Origin of the sequence: Streptomyces sp. NPDC051921 (genome assembly GCF_040680975.1) — a bacterium.
GTDB lineage: Bacteria > Actinomycetota > Actinomycetes > Streptomycetales > Streptomycetaceae > Streptomyces.
On record NZ_JBFAXU010000009.1, the window covers coordinates 183,537 to 199,541 of the forward strand.

The 16,005-nt window shown below is 72.9% G+C and carries 15 protein-coding genes; 8 read left to right on the forward strand and 7 right to left on the reverse strand.

The features are described from left to right. Together AB0M16_RS14890 and AB0M16_RS14895 are read right to left on the reverse strand one after the other, a co-directional pair. Positions 1-374 (reverse strand): hypothetical protein (locus AB0M16_RS14890; RefSeq protein ID WP_365342677.1); only part of this gene is annotated, 374 nt, incomplete at its 3' end. Between the two features lie 354 nt (positions 375-728). Next, positions 729-1,463: an SDR family oxidoreductase gene (locus AB0M16_RS14895; protein WP_365342679.1), complete on the reverse strand. Its 735-nt coding sequence runs from the start codon at positions 1,461-1,463 to the stop codon at positions 729-731. A 71-nt stretch (positions 1,464-1,534) separates the two neighbouring features. Here AB0M16_RS14895 and AB0M16_RS14900 point away from each other — a divergent pair, with 71 nt between their 5' ends. Further along, positions 1,535-2,482 (forward strand): LysR family transcriptional regulator, encoded by a 948-nt coding sequence (locus AB0M16_RS14900; RefSeq protein WP_365342681.1) that lies wholly within the window; start codon positions 1,535-1,537, stop codon positions 2,480-2,482. A 154-nt stretch (positions 2,483-2,636) separates the two neighbouring features. On the opposite strand, the gene AB0M16_RS14905 is transcribed toward AB0M16_RS14900, so the two are convergent. Continuing rightward, positions 2,637-3,116: a hypothetical protein gene (locus tag AB0M16_RS14905; RefSeq protein ID WP_365342683.1), complete on the reverse strand. Its 480-nt coding sequence runs from the start codon at positions 3,114-3,116 to the stop codon at positions 2,637-2,639. Positions 3,117-4,014: 898 nt separating this feature from the next. Beyond that, entirely contained in the window at positions 4,015-4,314 is a 300-nt protein-coding gene (locus AB0M16_RS14910) for a hypothetical protein (protein ID WP_365342685.1), read from the reverse strand. A gap of 288 nt (positions 4,315-4,602) precedes the next feature. Here AB0M16_RS14910 and AB0M16_RS14915 point away from each other — a divergent pair, with 288 nt between their 5' ends. The 3 genes from AB0M16_RS14915 to AB0M16_RS14925 all read left to right on the forward strand — a co-directional run bounded on the left by AB0M16_RS14915 (position 4,603) and on the right by AB0M16_RS14925 (position 8,936). Next, positions 4,603-5,775 carry an acyl-CoA dehydrogenase family protein gene (locus AB0M16_RS14915; RefSeq protein ID WP_365342687.1) on the forward strand — a complete coding sequence of 391 codons (1,173 nt, stop codon included), beginning with the start codon at positions 4,603-4,605 and terminating at the stop codon, positions 5,773-5,775. Between the two features lie 750 nt (positions 5,776-6,525). After that, positions 6,526-7,647, forward strand: coding sequence for a hypothetical protein (locus AB0M16_RS14920; protein ID WP_365342689.1), 1,122 nt, complete (start codon positions 6,526-6,528; stop codon positions 7,645-7,647). A 188-nt stretch (positions 7,648-7,835) separates the two neighbouring features. After that, a complete protein-coding gene (locus AB0M16_RS14925) occupies positions 7,836-8,936 on the forward strand; it encodes a phosphotransferase family protein (RefSeq protein WP_365342691.1) in 1,101 nt (366 codons plus the stop codon). 21 nt (positions 8,937-8,957) lie between these two features. Here AB0M16_RS14925 and AB0M16_RS14930 read toward each other — a convergent pair whose 3' ends face one another. Beyond that, positions 8,958-9,326 carry a hypothetical protein gene (locus tag AB0M16_RS14930; RefSeq protein ID WP_365342693.1) on the reverse strand — a complete coding sequence of 123 codons (369 nt, stop codon included), beginning with the start codon at positions 9,324-9,326 and terminating at the stop codon, positions 8,958-8,960. Between the two features lie 224 nt (positions 9,327-9,550). Here AB0M16_RS14930 and AB0M16_RS14935 point away from each other — a divergent pair, with 224 nt between their 5' ends. The 4 genes from AB0M16_RS14935 (at position 9,551) to fxsA (ending at position 13,506) form a co-directional block, all read left to right on the forward strand. Next, complete coding sequence (locus AB0M16_RS14935) at positions 9,551-9,991, forward strand: Lrp/AsnC family transcriptional regulator (RefSeq protein WP_189976755.1); 441 nt, start codon at positions 9,551-9,553, stop codon at positions 9,989-9,991. 55 nt (positions 9,992-10,046) lie between these two features. After that, entirely contained in the window at positions 10,047-11,660 is a 1,614-nt protein-coding gene (locus AB0M16_RS14940) for an amidohydrolase (RefSeq protein WP_365342695.1), read from the forward strand. Between the two features lie 402 nt (positions 11,661-12,062). After that, a complete protein-coding gene (locus tag AB0M16_RS14945) occupies positions 12,063-12,839 on the forward strand; it encodes a polyprenol monophosphomannose synthase (protein ID WP_365342697.1) in 777 nt (258 codons plus the stop codon). A 73-nt stretch (positions 12,840-12,912) separates the two neighbouring features. After that, positions 12,913-13,506 carry an FxsA family membrane protein gene (gene fxsA / locus AB0M16_RS14950; protein ID WP_365342699.1) on the forward strand — a complete coding sequence of 198 codons (594 nt, stop codon included), beginning with the start codon at positions 12,913-12,915 and terminating at the stop codon, positions 13,504-13,506. A gap of 470 nt (positions 13,507-13,976) precedes the next feature. Here the strand turns inward: fxsA and AB0M16_RS14955 are convergent, their stop codons facing one another. Beyond that, the gene (locus tag AB0M16_RS14955) at positions 13,977-14,351 is read right to left on the reverse strand and encodes an RNA polymerase-binding protein RbpA (protein ID WP_026278069.1); all 375 of its coding nucleotides are present in this window, start codon (positions 14,349-14,351) and stop codon (positions 13,977-13,979) included. 255 nt (positions 14,352-14,606) lie between these two features. Continuing rightward, positions 14,607-15,965: an MFS transporter gene (locus AB0M16_RS14960; RefSeq protein WP_365342701.1), complete on the reverse strand. Its 1,359-nt coding sequence runs from the start codon at positions 15,963-15,965 to the stop codon at positions 14,607-14,609. Positions 15,966-16,005 lie beyond the last annotated feature (40 nt).

A 16,005-nucleotide genomic window follows, 5' to 3' on the forward strand; every position in this document is an offset into this window, starting at 1 on the left:
CCGGTCGAGAGGCTCACCGTTATGGTGTTGGAGCCGCCGTTGTTCCAGACGGTGGCGAGGTCGGCTTTCTTGTCGCCGTTGAAGTCCCCGGCGACCCACGGGGTTCCCTCTATCCATCCGCCGTCCCGGTCGCTCCACTGTGACCATCCCGGGAACCGCGTGCCATTGGACAGGTAGACCGCAGTGGACAGGTTGGCGTCGGAAAGGCCGGCGGAAAGGCTGGCATCGGAAAGCTCGCCGTCGGAAAGGCTGGTGTGGCTGGTGTCGGAAAGCTTGGCGTCCGAAGGGGCGGCCGGCGTACGACCTGGAACGGGGGCCAGGGTGACTGCCGAGAGCACGAGCACGGCCGTGCCCCATGTGCGAAGCTTCAGCATAAGCTCACCTACCGCGGTCATGCGGATCGGATGCATCGGGTAACGCGGGAATGCCGATGTGCGCACGGAGCTGACGCATCTGATGGATGACGTGCTGGATCGGAATACCAGTGGGGTGGGCGCGCGGGGCGGCCTGTCGAATGCGCATTCTGGTCAGGTGAAGGGATCGACCAGTGTCCAGGCCTGGCGCCGGCCACTCTCTGTATGTCTACAAGTAAAAGGCAGACCCGTTCGCCACGCCACAGCAGCACCGGGGGGAGCGGCCGAGCCCGAGGTGATGCGACTTCCGTTCGGGCGGCGCGGTGCGCGGGGCAGCGGTCCGTCAGGCTCCGGGCGGAGCCGGCGCCGACGGTCTCACCAGGGAATGGGCCCGTCCTCGGCCAGAAAGGCGCCCGTCGGGCCGTCCTCGCCCACGGTCGCCAGGTCGACCGCGACGGCCGCGCCCGCCTCCGCCGTGCGTATCCCGGTGTGGCGGTTGAGGTCGGTCGCGCAGTAGCCGGGACTCACCGCGTTGACCAGGATGCCCTCGGCGCGCAGTTCATCGGCATAGAGCACGGTGATCGCGTTCAGCGCGCTCTTCGAGGTGCAGTAGGGGAGGAGGGCCGAGTAGTAGGCGGACCACGGGCTGCCCGGGTCGGCCAGGTGGGTGAGGGAGCCGAGTTCGCTGGACATGTTGACGATGCGTGCGGCGGCGGAGCGGCGCAGCAGGGGGAGCATGGCGTGGGTCACCGCGATGACGCCGAAGACGTTGGTCTCGTAGACCTGCCGGACGGTGGCGGCGGGGGTTGCACTCGGTTCCTGCGGTCCGGCGGCGATCGCGGCGTTGTTGACGAGGATGTCGAGGCGGCCGAACGTGGCGTCGATGTGCTCGGCGGCGGCCTGGACCGAGAGCTCGTCGGTGACGTCCAGCGGTACGAACCGTACGTCGGCGCCGTCGGCGCGGAGCTCCTCGGCCGCCGCCTCGCCACGCCCTGCGTTGCGGGCGCCGATCAGCACGGTGATGCCGAGGGCCGCGAGCCTGCGCGCCGTTTCCTTGCCGATGCCCTTGTTGGCGCCGGTGATCAGAGCAGTCTTCTGCGAAATCGTCATGGCACCCAGCCTCCCCCCGCCCACGAGGGGCAGGGAAAGACCAGAAGGCTCTGGATCTATAGTCCACGGATATGAGTGAGCTGGAGGTACGGGAGCTGAGGTACTTCATCGCGGTCGCCGAGGAACTGAACTTCAGCCGGGCCGCGCAACGCCTGGGGATGGCGCAGCCCCCGCTGTCGAAGGCGATCGCCCAGATGGAGTCCCGGCTCGGTGTACGCCTGCTGGAGCGCACCACCCGGCAGGTGAGGCTGACCGACGCCGGTCAGGTGCTGCTCGACCAGGCCCGGATCGCGGTCGACGCGGTGCACGCGGCGGCCCGGCGTGCACGGCGTGCCGGTCAGCCGACACCCCGGCTCGTCGTGGCGGTCAAGCCGGGGGGCGATGCCGGGCTGCTGCGGGAGATCCTCGCCGCCTACCGGGGAACGGCTTCGCACCTGCCGCCGCCTGAAGTCGTCGTCGGCGGCAGCGGAGAGCCGCTCGCCATGCTGCGCGACGGCCGTGCCGACGTAGCGCTGGTGCGCAGCCCGTTCGACGGCCGAGGACTGGATGCCCAGACGCTCGTGGTCGAGCCGCGACTGGCCGTCCTCCCCGCCGCGCACCGTCTGGCCGGACGCCGGCGACTGCGGCTGACCGACCTCGAGGGCGAACCGATCCCACGCTGGAAAGGGGCCGCCCCCTCCGCCACCGCCCACCACACGGGAAGTGACGGAGCGGAAGCAGGCGACGGCCCCACGGGGTCGGCGCCGGCCGACCCTCCTGAGGGGCCGCTCGTGGCCAGCGTCGAGCAACTCCTGGAGGTGGTCGCGCTGGGCCAGGCGGTGGCGTTCCTGGCACTCTCCACCACCCAGCGGCACCAGCGCCCGGACATCGCCTACCGGCCGGTCACCGGCCTCAGCCCCAGCGCGGTCATGGTCGTCTGGCCGGAGACCTCGCGATCCGCGGCCGTCGCCGCCTTCGTCCGAGCCGCCCACGACGTCGCCGCCGACCACCCCGACCACATGACCGCACTGGCCCACTGACAGGGGCACTCGCCCCTCGCCATGACGATCACCGCAGGACCGGTTCCCTCATGTCTGTGCCACGAGCGGCACGGCCTCACCCCCACCGGCTGGTCGAGCAGCCCGACCACGACACCCCACCCCAGCGCGTCGGAGATCGTGCACGGGACAGGCCTCAGGTCCGGAACAGCGCCGCCAGCCATCGCAGGAGCCGCCGCCACGCGGGCCCGCCGCCTCCCGTGCCCGGCGCGGGGGGCGGGCCCGCCGTCCCGCGCTCTGCCCGCTCGGCCCTCCTCAGGCGTCTGATGCGGGACAGCTCCCGGTCCGCTGCCACCCTGTACGAGGTGTACTGCAGGACTCGAGCCACCTGCTCGTCCATCGGGGCGGTCCTCCGAGCGTCCGCAAGGGAGGCGGTGGCGCACCGGAGCAGTTCGGCATCCCCGATCCGCCGTCTCTCCCGCAGCTGTTCGAGGACGACCGGCAGGCGGGCGGGGCGCCCGTCCACCGCGGCGAAGAGTACGGCGACGGCACAGTGGTCCACGCTGCGCACGCGGAGATGGGCGTAGACCGCCAGCGCCCGGTCGAGGTCCTCGGCGACCTGGTGCACGGTCAGCACGAGCAGGCGACGGTCCTTCCGGCCCCGGAGATTCTTCATGACCTTCGCGGTCCGCGCGGGCCCGCTTCGGAAGAGGCGCGCGATGTCACGCCGTAGCAGTTGGCGGTCGCCCCTCTGCTGGACGCTCCGCAGGTGCTGCGCCTGGTCGATGGCCGAGCCCGGGAGGGGGGTGCGCTGGACGGGCACGCTCGGCGGTGCCTTGGGGGCGGGCGGCTGTGGCGGCTTCCCGGGGCGGACGCCGTCGGTCTGCTTCCGGGGAGGGGTGGCCGGCGGGAGCGACCTCTCCTGCGGGAGCTGGATCTTCCGAGGCGCATGCTCATCGGTACGGGGCCGGGGAGCGGGCGACGGCGGAGTGGCGGGCGAGCGGGCGGCTGACGGGCCGCCGCTCGACGGCGTGGCGCCTCGCTCGACGGGCAGGACGATCCGCTGCACCGGCTGCTGTGTACCCGACTTCCGCGGTTTCCGCGCCATGAAGTCCCGTCCTCCCGCTCCGAAGGTCCTCGCCGTGCACCCCTCATGATGCCCAAGAGAGCCCGCGAGCGAGATCGGGTTCCGGTGTCCGTCCCCCTCGCCCGGTGCTGTCCCGGAAGACGGACGGACGGTGAGCACGTGTCCGGGCCGTTCCGGAGTTCTCCGTCACACGACCGGACCGCCCCGCCTCCCGCCCGGAGCGCCCGACTCCCCTTCAGCGCAAGCCCCTTCAGCCGCTCGGCGCCCCCGATCCGGTCCTGTGGGCCCCGGGGCGCGTGATCGGCTTCGCTGCTCCGGCCACCGGCCACCGGCCACCGGCCACCGGCCTCCGGCACCCTGACGCGCACGAGCGCGACCTCCCGCGCCGGCGGGCGCGTCCGCGCGCACGGGCGGCCCCAAGGACGAAGGACCCGAGATCCTGGAGCACCTCCTCGGCCGGACCTGGTGGTGGTCCTCGCCGTCCTCGTCACCCGGACCGGACTGATGTGGACCCGGCGAGCACGCCGAGCAGCACGCCGACCGGGTACCCACCGAGCACGGTCGCGACGCACGAGAGCCCGGCGAGCAGCCAGGCCTGCCCGGGCGACGGCGGCCACCGCCACAGCACCCCCGCGGCGACGAGCACCACGAGCCCGACGCCGACGGAACCGATCCCGGCGACCCCGAGTGCGACGAGCCCCGTGGGCCGGGCGAGCGGCAGGAGCACCATCCCTCCGCCCACGACCGCGAGCGGCACGACGATCCGGAGCGACGCGGACGACTTCATCGACGGCCTCCCGAGGGCTGCGACAGGCCGGGGAGCGTAGGGGCGCGCCCGGAAGGAGTCAACGACGTCTCAGCGACGGCTCGACGACGGCTCGACGACGGCTCAGCGACGGCTCGCGACGGCGGGACGGCCCACGGAGCGCCCGGGCACCGGTCGACCACAGGGCAGCGGATCCCCGGAGGTGGGCGGCCGGAGTCGCCCCGAGGGCGCGGCGGCGGCGCGCGGAATGTGAGCACACGCCGCAGAACGGGCATAGTGTCGAAGCCCCAGAGGGAGGAGCGCGCCGACATGTCCGATCGTGCCCCGCAGCCCGTGGAACGCCGGCTGCCCACCGACGAGGCCCGGGAGCTGTTCGGTCTCGTCCGGGAGATCGCGGCGCGCGAGATCGCCCCCCACGCCGCCGACGAGGAGGCCGCGGGGCGCTTCCCCCGGGAACTCTTCTCGCTGCTCTCCGCCTCGGGGCTGCTCGGGCTCCCGTACGACTCCGCGTACGGCGGCGGCGACCAGCCGTACACCGTCTACCTCCAGGTCCTGGAGGAACTGGCCGCCGCCCGCCTCACCGTCGCCCTGGGGGTGAGCGTGCACAGCCTGTCCTGCCACGCCCTGGCCGCCTTCGGCACCGAGGAGCAGCGGGCCGCGCACCTGCCCGCGATGCTCGGCGGCGGACTGCTCGGGGCGTACTGCCTCTCCGAGCCGTCCTCGGGCTCCGACGCGGCCGCGCTGCGCACCCGTGCCGTCAGGGACGGCGACGCCTGGGTCATGGACGGTACGAAGGCGTGGATCACGCATGGCGGGATCGCCGACTTCTACACGGTGCTGGCGCGTACCGGCGGTGCGGGACCGAAGGGGATCACCGCCTTCCTGGTGCCCGGCGACGCGCCGGGTCTCAGCGCCGCCGCTCCGGAGCGGAAGATGGGCATGAAGGGCTCGCCCACCGCCCAGGTGCACCTCGACGGCGTCCGCGTGCCCGACGCGCGGCGGATCGGGGCGGAGGGCCAGGGCTTCGCGATCGCCCTCGCCGCCCTGGACTCGGGGCGGCTCGGCATCGCGGCCTGTGCGGTCGGCCTGGCGCAGGCCGCGCTGGACACCGCAGTCGGGTACGCGCGCGAACGGCGCCAGTTCGGCCGGCCGATCGCGGACTTCCAGGGCCTGCGCTTCCTGCTCGCCGACATGGCCACGCAGGTGGAGGCCGGCCGGGCCCTGTACCTGGAGGCGGCGCGGCTGCGCGACGAGGGCCGGCCGTTCGGCCGGCAGGCGGCGATGGCGAAGCTCTTCTGCTCGGACGCGGCGATGCGGGTCACGACGGACGCCGTGCAGGTGCTCGGCGGCTACGGCTACACCGCGGACTTCCCCGTCGAACGCTTCCTGCGCGAGGCGAAGGTGCTTCAGATCGTCGAGGGCACCAATCAGATCCAGCGGGTGGTCATCGCCCGTCACCTCGCCGGACCAGAGTCCCGCTGACGCGGACGGTGCGGTCGGCCCACACCGGGCCGGCCGCGAGCCGGCTCCACTCCTGGTCGCGGTGGCCCGGCAGGGTCCTGCCGTGGCTGGCCCACAGCCGGAGTACCGCCGAGTAGATGGGCGGATCCGCCGGGTGGTGCGACACGGATACGGGCGAGGGCGAGGGCGAGGGCGAGGGTGCGGGCTCGGGCGTCGGCGTCGGTGCCGGTACCGATACCGGCACCGGTGCGGGGACGGGTGCCGGAGCGGGCGCCGGCACGGGCGCCGGGACCTCCAGCGGAACCGATTCTTCAAAGTACGGCCCGGACTGCCTGTGCCGGCCGTATCCGCTGGGTGTCGTATACAGCGTGCTCATGCCCAGCCCAACGCTCCTGACCCGTCCCCGGTCACCGCCGAGGCCCGTCGAGCGGCAGTTCGACGCGTCCCCGAGGTGTCGAAGCCCCCTCGGGTGCCCGTGCCCGTGCCCGTGCCGGCTCCCGCTCCCGCTCCCGTGCCCGTGCCGGCTCCCGCGCTCCCGTGCCGGCTCCCGCTCCCGACCCCGTGCCCGTGCCGGCTCCCGCGCTCCCGTGCCGGCTCCCGCTCCCGACCCTGCTCCGGTGCCTGCGCCCGTCCCCGCTCCCGCTCCGTCGGCCCCCGCTCCCGGTGCCGCCGGCGCACCCCCGCGTCCCACTCCCCGCGCTGCACGACTCTGGCCCCCGGCTCAGTTTCTGACGTACCGTCAATTCTCGCTCGCCGATCAGGAGGTCACACGTGTCAGACGACCGGCCCGTCCCGCTCGACGAATACCCGGTGCACCAGGCGCCGTTGTCCATGAAGCACCACGTCAGCGGCGACCGGAACGCCTACGACCGGTGCATCTTCCACGTCTTCGACCACCACGGCCGCGCGCTGCTCATCGCCGGCCTCGGCGTCTACCCCAACACGGGGGTCGTCGACGCCTACGCGACCCTCCGCACGGGCGACCGGCTGCACGCCGTCCGTGCCTCCGACGCCCTCGGCGACGACCGCATGGACCTCTCCGTCGGCCCCCTGCGCATCACGGTCGACGAACCCCTGCGGCGGCTCACCCTGCACTGCGACCCCGACCCCGACGACCCCGACGGACTCTCCTACGACCTCACCTGGACCGGGGACTTCCCGGCCGTCTGGGAGCCGCACCACACCCAGCGCCGCGGCGACCGCCTCACCCTGGAAGGCCGCCGCTTCGTCCAGGCCGGCCGGGCCGCCGGCGTCATCCGGGCGGGCGGCGAGGAGTTCGCCGTTACCGCGGGGGAGTGGACCGGAACCCGCGACCGCAGCTGGGGGGTCCGCCCGCTGCCGGGCGAGGAGCCGGGACGCGCCGAGGAGTTCCGTCCCGAGGGCTTCCACTGGCTCTGGGTCCCCATGCGCTTCGAGGACCGCTTCCTCATGGTCATCGCCCAGGAGGACGCCGACGGCTACCGGACCCTCAACGAGGCCCTGCTGGTGCGGAACGGGCGGCGCGACACCCAGCTCGGCTGGCCCCGTACCGACATCACCTACCGCCCCGGCACCCGCGACCCCGAACGGGCCGTCGTGCACGTCGCCGACCCGGCCGGCAAACCCCTGGAGATCGGTGTCGAGATCCTCGCCTCCTCCCCGCTCGCCGTCGGCGCCGGTTACCCGCCCGCCCCCGACTGGCAGCACGGCAGCTGGCAGGGCCGGAACTGGACCGACCGCCGCGTCTACGACCTCTCCGACCCGGCCGCCCACCCCATGGCCGCCTACGGCGTCACCGACCACGCCGCCCGCTTCACCCTCGAAGGCCGCACCGGCTACGGCATCTTCGAGCACGGCTCCTTCGGCCGCCACGACCCCAGCGGCTTCGCCGACTACGCCGCCACCGCCCCCTGAGCCCGTCCCGAAGGCCAGGCCTCGGCCCGTCCGACGAACCGACGAGTGAGCCGAACGGCGTTGCCGGGGGAACGGGGCCGCGTGCGCGCGGCCTCCCCGAGGAACGGGGAGGCGAGCACGGTCGGTCCCGCGAGCCCGGCTCGAAGCGCCCGGAGGCGAACCGAGCCCCGAGAAAGAGGAGCGCCTCCATGGCCACCGCGCCCAGACCCCGCACCACCACCCGGGATCCCGAGGAGCTGGGCCGCCGGCTCGCCGCCTGGCTCGACCGGCGGCTCCCCGGAGCCCGCGTCACCGGGCTCTCCGTGCCCGGCTCCAACGGCATGTCCAGCGAGACGCTGCTCTTCGACCTGGAGCACCCCGGCGCCCCGGTCCGCGGCTGCGCGCTCCGGCTCGCCGCCGACCCCGCCGCGTACACGGTCTTCCCCGTCTACGACATGGCGCGCCAGCACCGGGTGATGCGCCTGGTCGGCGAGCACACCGACGTCCCCGTGCCGCGGGTGCTCTGGCTGGAGGAGGACCCCGGGCCGCTCGGTGCGCCGTTCTTCGTGATGGCCCGCGCCGAGGGCCGCGTCCCCCCGGACGTCATGCCCTACACGTACGAGGGCAACTGGCTGCACGCCGCCACCGACGCCGAACGGGCGGGCCTGGAGGCCGAGTCGGTCGCCGTGATCGCCCGGCTGCACGACCAGTTCCCGGCGAAGGAGGCCGAGTTCCTGATGCCGGCCGGCGAGGGCAGCCCGCTGCGCCGCCACGTCGACGCCCAACGCGCCTACTACGCCTGGGTGATGGACGGACTCGCGCCCTCGCCGCTCATCGAGTCGGCCTTCGACCGGCTGACGGAGCTCTGGCCCGAGGACGAGGGGCCGGCGGTCCTCACCTGGGGCGACGCCCGGATCGGCAACATCGTCTACGACGGGTTCCGCCCCGCCGCCGTCCTCGACTGGGAGATGGCGGCCTTCGCCCCGCGCGAGGTCGACCTCGGCTGGACGGTCTATCTGCACCGCTTCTTCCAGGACCTCACCGTGAGCTTCGGCCAGCCCGGACTGCCGGACTTCCTGCGCCGCGACGCCATCGAGCGGCGCTACGCAGAACTCACCGGGCACACGCCCCGGGACATGGAGTTCCACACCCTCTACGCGGCGCTGCGGCACGCGATCGTGATGCTCAGGATCGCCTACCGCCAGGCGCACTTCGGGGAGGTCCAGGTGCCGGCGAGGTCCGAGGACGTGGACAGCCTGATCCTGCACCACGCCACGCTCACGGCGATGGTGCAGGGGCGCTACTGGTGAAGGGAGCGGGGTCGCGCGGTCTCAGGCCGCGCGGCGCAGCTGGGCCGCCTTGATGGGCCGCGAGCCCGGGCCACCCACGTGCGAGAAGGGCTGCATCCGCCAGTCCAGGCCCTGGGGGAGCGTCAGGAGCAGGGCGGTGTCCTGCTCCTGGACCTCCAGGGTCTCGTCCGCGGCACGGGTCTCGGCGGCGGACCGGCCGGTGCCGGTGCAGACCGTCAGGACGAAGGGGTTCCACGGCGTCGGGCAGAGCGCGTGCTCCGGCAGGACGTCCTCGTCCGCGAGCAGCGCGATCGGCTGCTCGCAGTCCGGGCAGATCACCCGGTACATCTCAAAGGTGTCGTACGCGTCGAGCTCGTCGGACGTGTCGACGGAATCAACAGGCTCCTGCATGGAGAATCTCCCCCTCGGACGGGTCGGCCGGATCTGAGTGGCCTCGACCACAGCAACCAATTCCCATGCGGCATGCCGCATAACCGTGAGGTCACGCCCGAGGCCGCGCAAAACCTGTGGCGTTGGTCACATGCCTGGCGCAGGTGCCCCGGAACTGCCCAAAGAGTGGGATGGGAGCCGGTCCTGACTGTGCCGCGGCGCCTCCGGGGCAATAGGGTCACCGCATGGAGGAGCTGGATCGTCAGATCGTCGAGTTGCTCGTCAAGGACGGGCGCATGAGCTACACCGACCTGGGCAAGGCCACCGGCCTGTCCACCTCGGCCGTACATCAGCGCGTCCGCCGGCTCGAGCAGCGCGGTGTCATCCGCGGCTATGCCGCCGTCGTCGACCCGGAGGCCGTGGGCCTGCCGCTCACCGCCTTCATCTCGGTCAAACCCTTCGACCCCAGCGCCCCCGACGACACCCCCGACCGGCTCGCCGACATCCCCGAGATCGAGGCCTGCCACAGCGTCGCGGGGGAGGAGAACTACATCCTCAAGGTGCGGGTCGCCACCCCGCTGGAGCTGGAGCACCTGCTCAGCCGCATCCGCTCCCAGGCCCATGTCTCCAGTCGCACCACCGTCGTCCTGTCCACCCCGTACGAGGCCAGGCCCCCGCGCATCTGACACCTGCCGGGCCCCGGCGCGCGTTCCGGGTCCCGCCACGCCCTAGCCTGGTGGGATGAGCGCGTACGAACACCGCACCGTGCTGCTGCGCGGTGGAGAAGTCCACAGCCCCGCCGATCCCTTCGCCACCGCCATGGTGGTGGAGCGCGGGCACATCGCCTGGGTGGGCTCGGAGGGCGCGGCCGACGCCTTCGCCTCCGGTGTGGACGAGGTGGTCGACCTGGACGGCGCGCTCGTCACCCCGGCGTTCGTCGACGCCCACGTGCACACCACCGCGACCGGTCTCGCGCTGACCGGGCTCGACCTGTCGGCCGCCGCCTCGCTCGCCGAGGCGGCGGACCGGATCCGCTCGTACGCCGCCGCCCGCCCCGCCGACCGGATCCTCATCGGGCACGGCTGGGACGCCGCCCGCTGGCCGGAACGCCGCCCGCCGGCCCGCGCGGAGCTCGACGAACTCACCGGCGGCCGCCCCCTCTACCTCACCCGGATCGACGTCCACTCGGCCGTCGTGACCACCGCGATGCTCGACCTCGTCCCGGGGATCCGTGAACGCGACGGCTTCCACGACGGACAGCAGCCGCTCACCGGCGACGCGCACCACGCCGTCCGCGCCGCCGCCTACGCCGCGCTCTCCCCGCAGCAGCGGACCGAGGCCCAGCGCGCCGCCCGGGAGCACGCGGCCTCGCTGGGCATCGGCACCCTGCACGAGTGCGGCGGCCCGGAGATCTCCTCCGAGGACGACTTCACCGGTCTGCTGGACCTCGCGCGCAGCGAGCCCGGCCCCCGGGTCGTCGGCTACTGGGCCGACCTCGACGTCGAGCGGGCCCGCGCGCTCGGCGCCCTCGGCGCGGCCGGCGACCTCTTCGCCGACGGCTCCCTCGGCTCCCACACCGCCTGCCTCCACGAGCCGTACGCCGACCACGCCGGCGCCGGCGTCGCCCACCTCGACGCGGACGCCGTCGCCGCGCACGTCGTGGCCTGCACCGAGGCGGGCCTCCAGGCCGGCTTCCACGCCATCGGCGACGCCGCCGTCGACGCGGTCGTCGAGGGTGTCAGGACCGCCGCGGACAAGCTGGGCCTGGCCCGGATCCGGGCCGCCCGGCACCGCGTCGAGCACGCCGAGATGCTCAGCCCCGAGGCGGTCGCCGCCTTCGCCGAGCTGGGCCTCACCGCGTCCGTGCAGCCGGCCTTCGACGCGTACTGGGGCGGCGAGGACGGCATGTACGCCGACCGCCTCGGCGTCGAGCGGGCCCGCGCCCTCAACCCGTACGCCGCCCTGCTGCGCGCCGGCGTGCCGCTCGCCTTCGGCTCGGACAGCCCGGTCACCCCGCTCGACCCGTGGGGGACCGTCCGCGCCGCCGCCTTCCACCGGACCCCGGAGCACCGTATCTCCGTGCGCGCCGCCTTCACCGCGCACACCCGGGGCGGCTGGCGCGCGGTCGGCCGCGACGACGCCGGCACCCTCGTGCCCGGCGCGCCGGCCGATTACGCGATCTGGCGGACCGGCGAACTGGTGGTCCAGGCGCCCGACGACCGAGTGGCCCGCTGGTCGACCGATCCACGCTCCGGGACGCCTGGTCTGCCCGATCTGTCCCCCGGTCGTGAGCTCCCGGTCTGCCTGCGGACCGTGGTCTTCGGACAAACGGTGTTCGTACGGCCGAACGAGTGACGTAAGGACATTTCGCACCACCGCTCGATCCGGGCACCGTTCGCCCTCGACCTGCGGATCTTCCTGGTCGTCCAGGGGGAACGGATCATCGCCGCAGGTCAAACGGGTGTTGACAGCGGGCCGCCACCGGCCGGTAGGTTCGGCGCGTCCACCAAGGACGTCCGACCGGTTTCAAACCTCCACGCAGGCACCGAACGCCGCCCGCGCCTCGGGGGCGAGGGAAGGTTTTTCCGGCGGAGGGTGCGACCCGGGTGGGGCCCCGGCGTTCAGTAGACAACGGCCTCGGTCGATCCGCAGCCAGCGGATCCCGGGTCGGCCCGAAGGACGCCGGGCCCCGATCCCGCACCCCACGCGCAAGGCTCGCTATGGTGGGGGCTCGCGTATGTATCCGAAGGGGCAGTAGTGAACGACGGTGGCCAGAGGCGTTACGGCCCGCTCGGCAAGGCCTTGGTGATCATTCCGACCTACAACGAGGCGGAGAACATCAAGCCGATCGTCTCGCGCGTACGGGAGGCGGTGCCCGAGGTGCACATTCTCGTCGCCGACGACAACAGCCCCGACGGCACGGGGAAGTTCGCCGACGAGATCGCCGCCGAGGACGATCACGTCCACGTGCTGCACCGCAAGGGCAAGGAAGGCCTCGGCGCCGCCTACCTGGCCGGCTTCCGCTGGGGCATGGACCACGGCTACGACGTCCTCGTCGAGATGGACGCCGACGGCTCCCACCAGCCCGAGGAGCTGCCCCGGCTGCTCACCGCCCTCAAGGGCGCGGACCTGGTGCTCGGTTCCCGCTGGGTGCCCGGCGGCCGGATCGTGAACTGGCCCAAGTCCCGCGAGTTCATCTCCCGCGGCGGCAGCCTCTACTCCCGCCTCATGCTCGACGTCCCCATCCGCGACGTCACCGGCGGCTACCGCGCCTTCCGCAAGGAGACCCTGGAGGGCCTCGGCCTCGACGAGGTCGCCTCCGCCGGCTACTGCTTCCAGGTCGACCTCGCCCGTCGCGCCGTCGCCGCCGGCTTCCACGTGGTGGAGGTCCCCATCACCTTCGTCGAGCGCGAGATCGGCGACTCCAAGATGAGCCGGAACATCGTCGTCGAGGCGCTGTGGCGGGTCACCGGCTGGGGCCTCTCCGCCCGCGCGCAGAAGGTCGGCAAGCTGCTCGGCCGCAAGGCCGCCTGACCCGGGCCCGCTGCCCGTCGCACTGATCTCTCCTTTACGACGTTCCGGCGGGCCGCCAGGCACACTGGGGGGCATGACGACCGGCGCAACGCCTTCCCTCGCCCCCCAGCGCTCCCGCGCGCGTTCCTACCTGCCGCTGGGCATCGCCGCCTGGCTGGTCCTCGAGATCTGGCTGCTCACCGTCGTGGCGAACGCGGCGGGCGGTCTCACCGTGTTCCTGCTGCTCCTCGGCGGCGCCCTGCTCGGCGCCGCCGTGATCAAGCGCGCCGGCCGCCGGGCCTTCGCCAACCTCACCGGGACGTTCCAGCGCGCCCAGGAGGCCGCGCGGCGCGGCGAGGCGCCCACGGCGGCCGACCGGGCCGGCGCGGAGGACCGCAACGGCTTCCTGATGCTCGGCGGGCTCCTCCTGATGCTCCCCGGCCTCCTCTCCGACGCGGCCGGGCTGCTGCTGCTCGTCCCCCAGGTCCGTGCGGCCGTCGGGAAGTACGCGGAGCGGGCGGTGGAGCGCCGCATGAGCGCCGCGCCGCCCGGAAGCCTCCAGGACGCCTTCCAGCAGGCCCGTATGCACCGGCCCGACGGAAAGGTCGTGCAGGGTGAGGTCATCCGCGAGGAGGCGCCCCAGGGGCCGCGGCGGCCCGACGGGTCCCGCCCGCCCCTGATGCCCTGAGCCGACGCCGAGCGGACGGCCCGTCCCGCGCAGGTCTCCCGTGCCGCGCGGGGCCGGGCCGTCCGCCGCGTCCCTCCCCTGGCCTTCTTCCCTCCGGGCCTTCCCTTCGGGCCTTCCCTTCGGGCCTTCCCTTCGGGCCTTCCCTTCGGGCGTTCTCGGGCGCCTTCCGGGTCTCCCTCCCGGTTTCCCGTCCGGGGCCGGGTTCCCCTCCAGGGCCGGGTTCCCCTCCGGAACCGGGTTTCCCCTCTGGCCTTCCCTGGGGAAGGCCAGGTGTTTCCCCGCGGGCCTCTCCTCCGGGCCTGACGCGCGAGCCACTCCCCGGCGGGGGCCGGGCGCGCGCCCCCCGCGTGGGGTCGAACGAAAGGTCGTGCGGACGAGGGCCGTGCGGGTACGCGAACGCCGCGGGGCCCGGTACACGATGGGTGTACCGGGCCCCGCGGCGTTGCACTCTCAGGCCGTGCGACCGTCCGTCAGGCGGACTTGCGGCTGTCGCGCGGATGCACGGCGATGTTCATGGCGCCGGACCGAAGGACCGCCAGCCGCTCGGCCAGCACCTCCTCCAGCTCCTCGCGGGTACGCCGCTCCATGAGCATGTCCCAGTGCGTACGCGCCGGCTTGCCCTTCTTCTCCTCGGGGCCGTCCCCGTCCACCAGGAGTGCCTGGCTTCCGCAGACCTTGCACTCCCACTCCGGCGGAATTTCCGCCTCGACCGAGAAGGGCATCTCGAACCGATGCCCCTTCTCGCATGCGTACTCCACCGCCTGGCGCGGGGCCAGATCGATGCCGCGGTCGGTCTCGTAGCTGGTCACCACGAGGCGCGTGCCGCGAAGAGCTCGCTCACTCATGAATCGTGCCTCCCGGGCTTGTCGCCCACAGGACAGGTGTCGCTGTCGTCGTCATCCGGTCAACGTCCGGTCGGCGGTAAAGATTCCCGTTCCGGGTCATGCGTCGCCCGTCGTGCCGCCCCTTGTTGTACCCACCAGTGCCCGTTTTGTCACATCTGGCAGCAGATGTAACGCAACGTCTTCACCAAGTCAGCACGCAGTAACGGTCCGCCTGGCAGGCCAAACGCGTACACTACCGCCCTTTCACTCCTACGTCTAAATCCGGTCGGGTACGGGGTTGCCCGCGGCGGCCACCGCGCGCCGCACGGGGACCCTGGCGAGCAGGACGAAACCGACGGCGAAGAAGATCACCAGGGAGATGATGGCATCCCGGTAGCTCCCGGTCAGCTGATACGCGATACCGAACACCAACGGACCCAGCCAGCTCAGCCCCCGGTCGCTCATCTCGTAGGCGGAGAAATACTCCGCCTCCTTGCCGCGCGGCACCAGGTGTGAGAAGAGCGACCTCGACAGCGCCTGGCTGCCGCCGAGGACCAGGCCGATCGCCGCCGCCAGGCAGTAGAAGAAGACGGGCGCGTCGGCCGGCAGGAAGTAGCCGGCCAGCAGGATCGCCGTCCACACCGCGAGCGACATCAGGATCGTCCGCTTGGCGCCGTACGACCGCGCCATCCGGCCCATGCCGAGGGCGCCCGCGACGGCCAGGACCTGCACCAGGAGCACCGCCGTGATCAGCGTCGTCTGGTCCAGGCCCAGCTCCTCCGACCCGAACACCGAGGCCTGGGAGATCACCGTCTGCACGCCGTCGTTGTAGATCAGGTACGCGAGCAGGAAGGACAGCGTCAGCGGATGCCGGCGCATGTCCCGCAGCGTGGCGACCAGCTGCTTCCAGCCGCTGCCGACCGCGCCCTCGCCGTGGGCGCGGTCGATCCGCCGGTCGCGCAGCCGCCGCAGCGGGATCAGGGTGAAGGCGCCCCACCACAGACCGGCCGAGGCCAGACAGATCCGGACCGCCGTGCCCTCCGACAGGCCGAAGGAGTCGTGGCCCGAGTAGAGGACCAGGTTGAGCACCAGGACCAGCGCGCCCGAGGTGTAGCCGAAGGCCCAGCCGCGCGAGGAGACGGTGTCCCGCTCGTCGGGCTCGGCGATCTGCGGGAGGTAGGCGTTGTAGAGCACCATCGACACCGACAGCGACGCGTTCGCCACGATCAGCAGGAAGGCTCCGAGCAGATAGCGCTCACCGCCCAGGAAGAACATCCCCGTCGTCGCCGCCGCGCCCACGTACGCCGCGGCCGCGAGCAGCGGCTTCTTCCGGCCCGTACGGTCCGCCGCGGCGCCCACCAGCGGCATCGCGAGCACCGCGACGACGATCGAGAGCGAGACGGCGTACGCGAAGAGGGAGCCGGCCCGCACCGGTATGCCCAGCGGGTGCACGAAGCCCTCGGAGTCCGCCGCCGCCTTCGCGACCGCGGTGAGGTACGGCCCGAGGAAGACGGTCACGACGCTCGTCGAGTAGACCGAACACGCGAAGTCGTAGAAGTACCAGCCCCGCTGCTCGCGCCGGCGCTCGGCGGGGTCGGCGGTCCGGCCTTCCGGATCGGTGGTCCCTGCGGTCACGTGCGCGTCCCCTCGTTCGTCCCCGTGGACGGGACGCGCG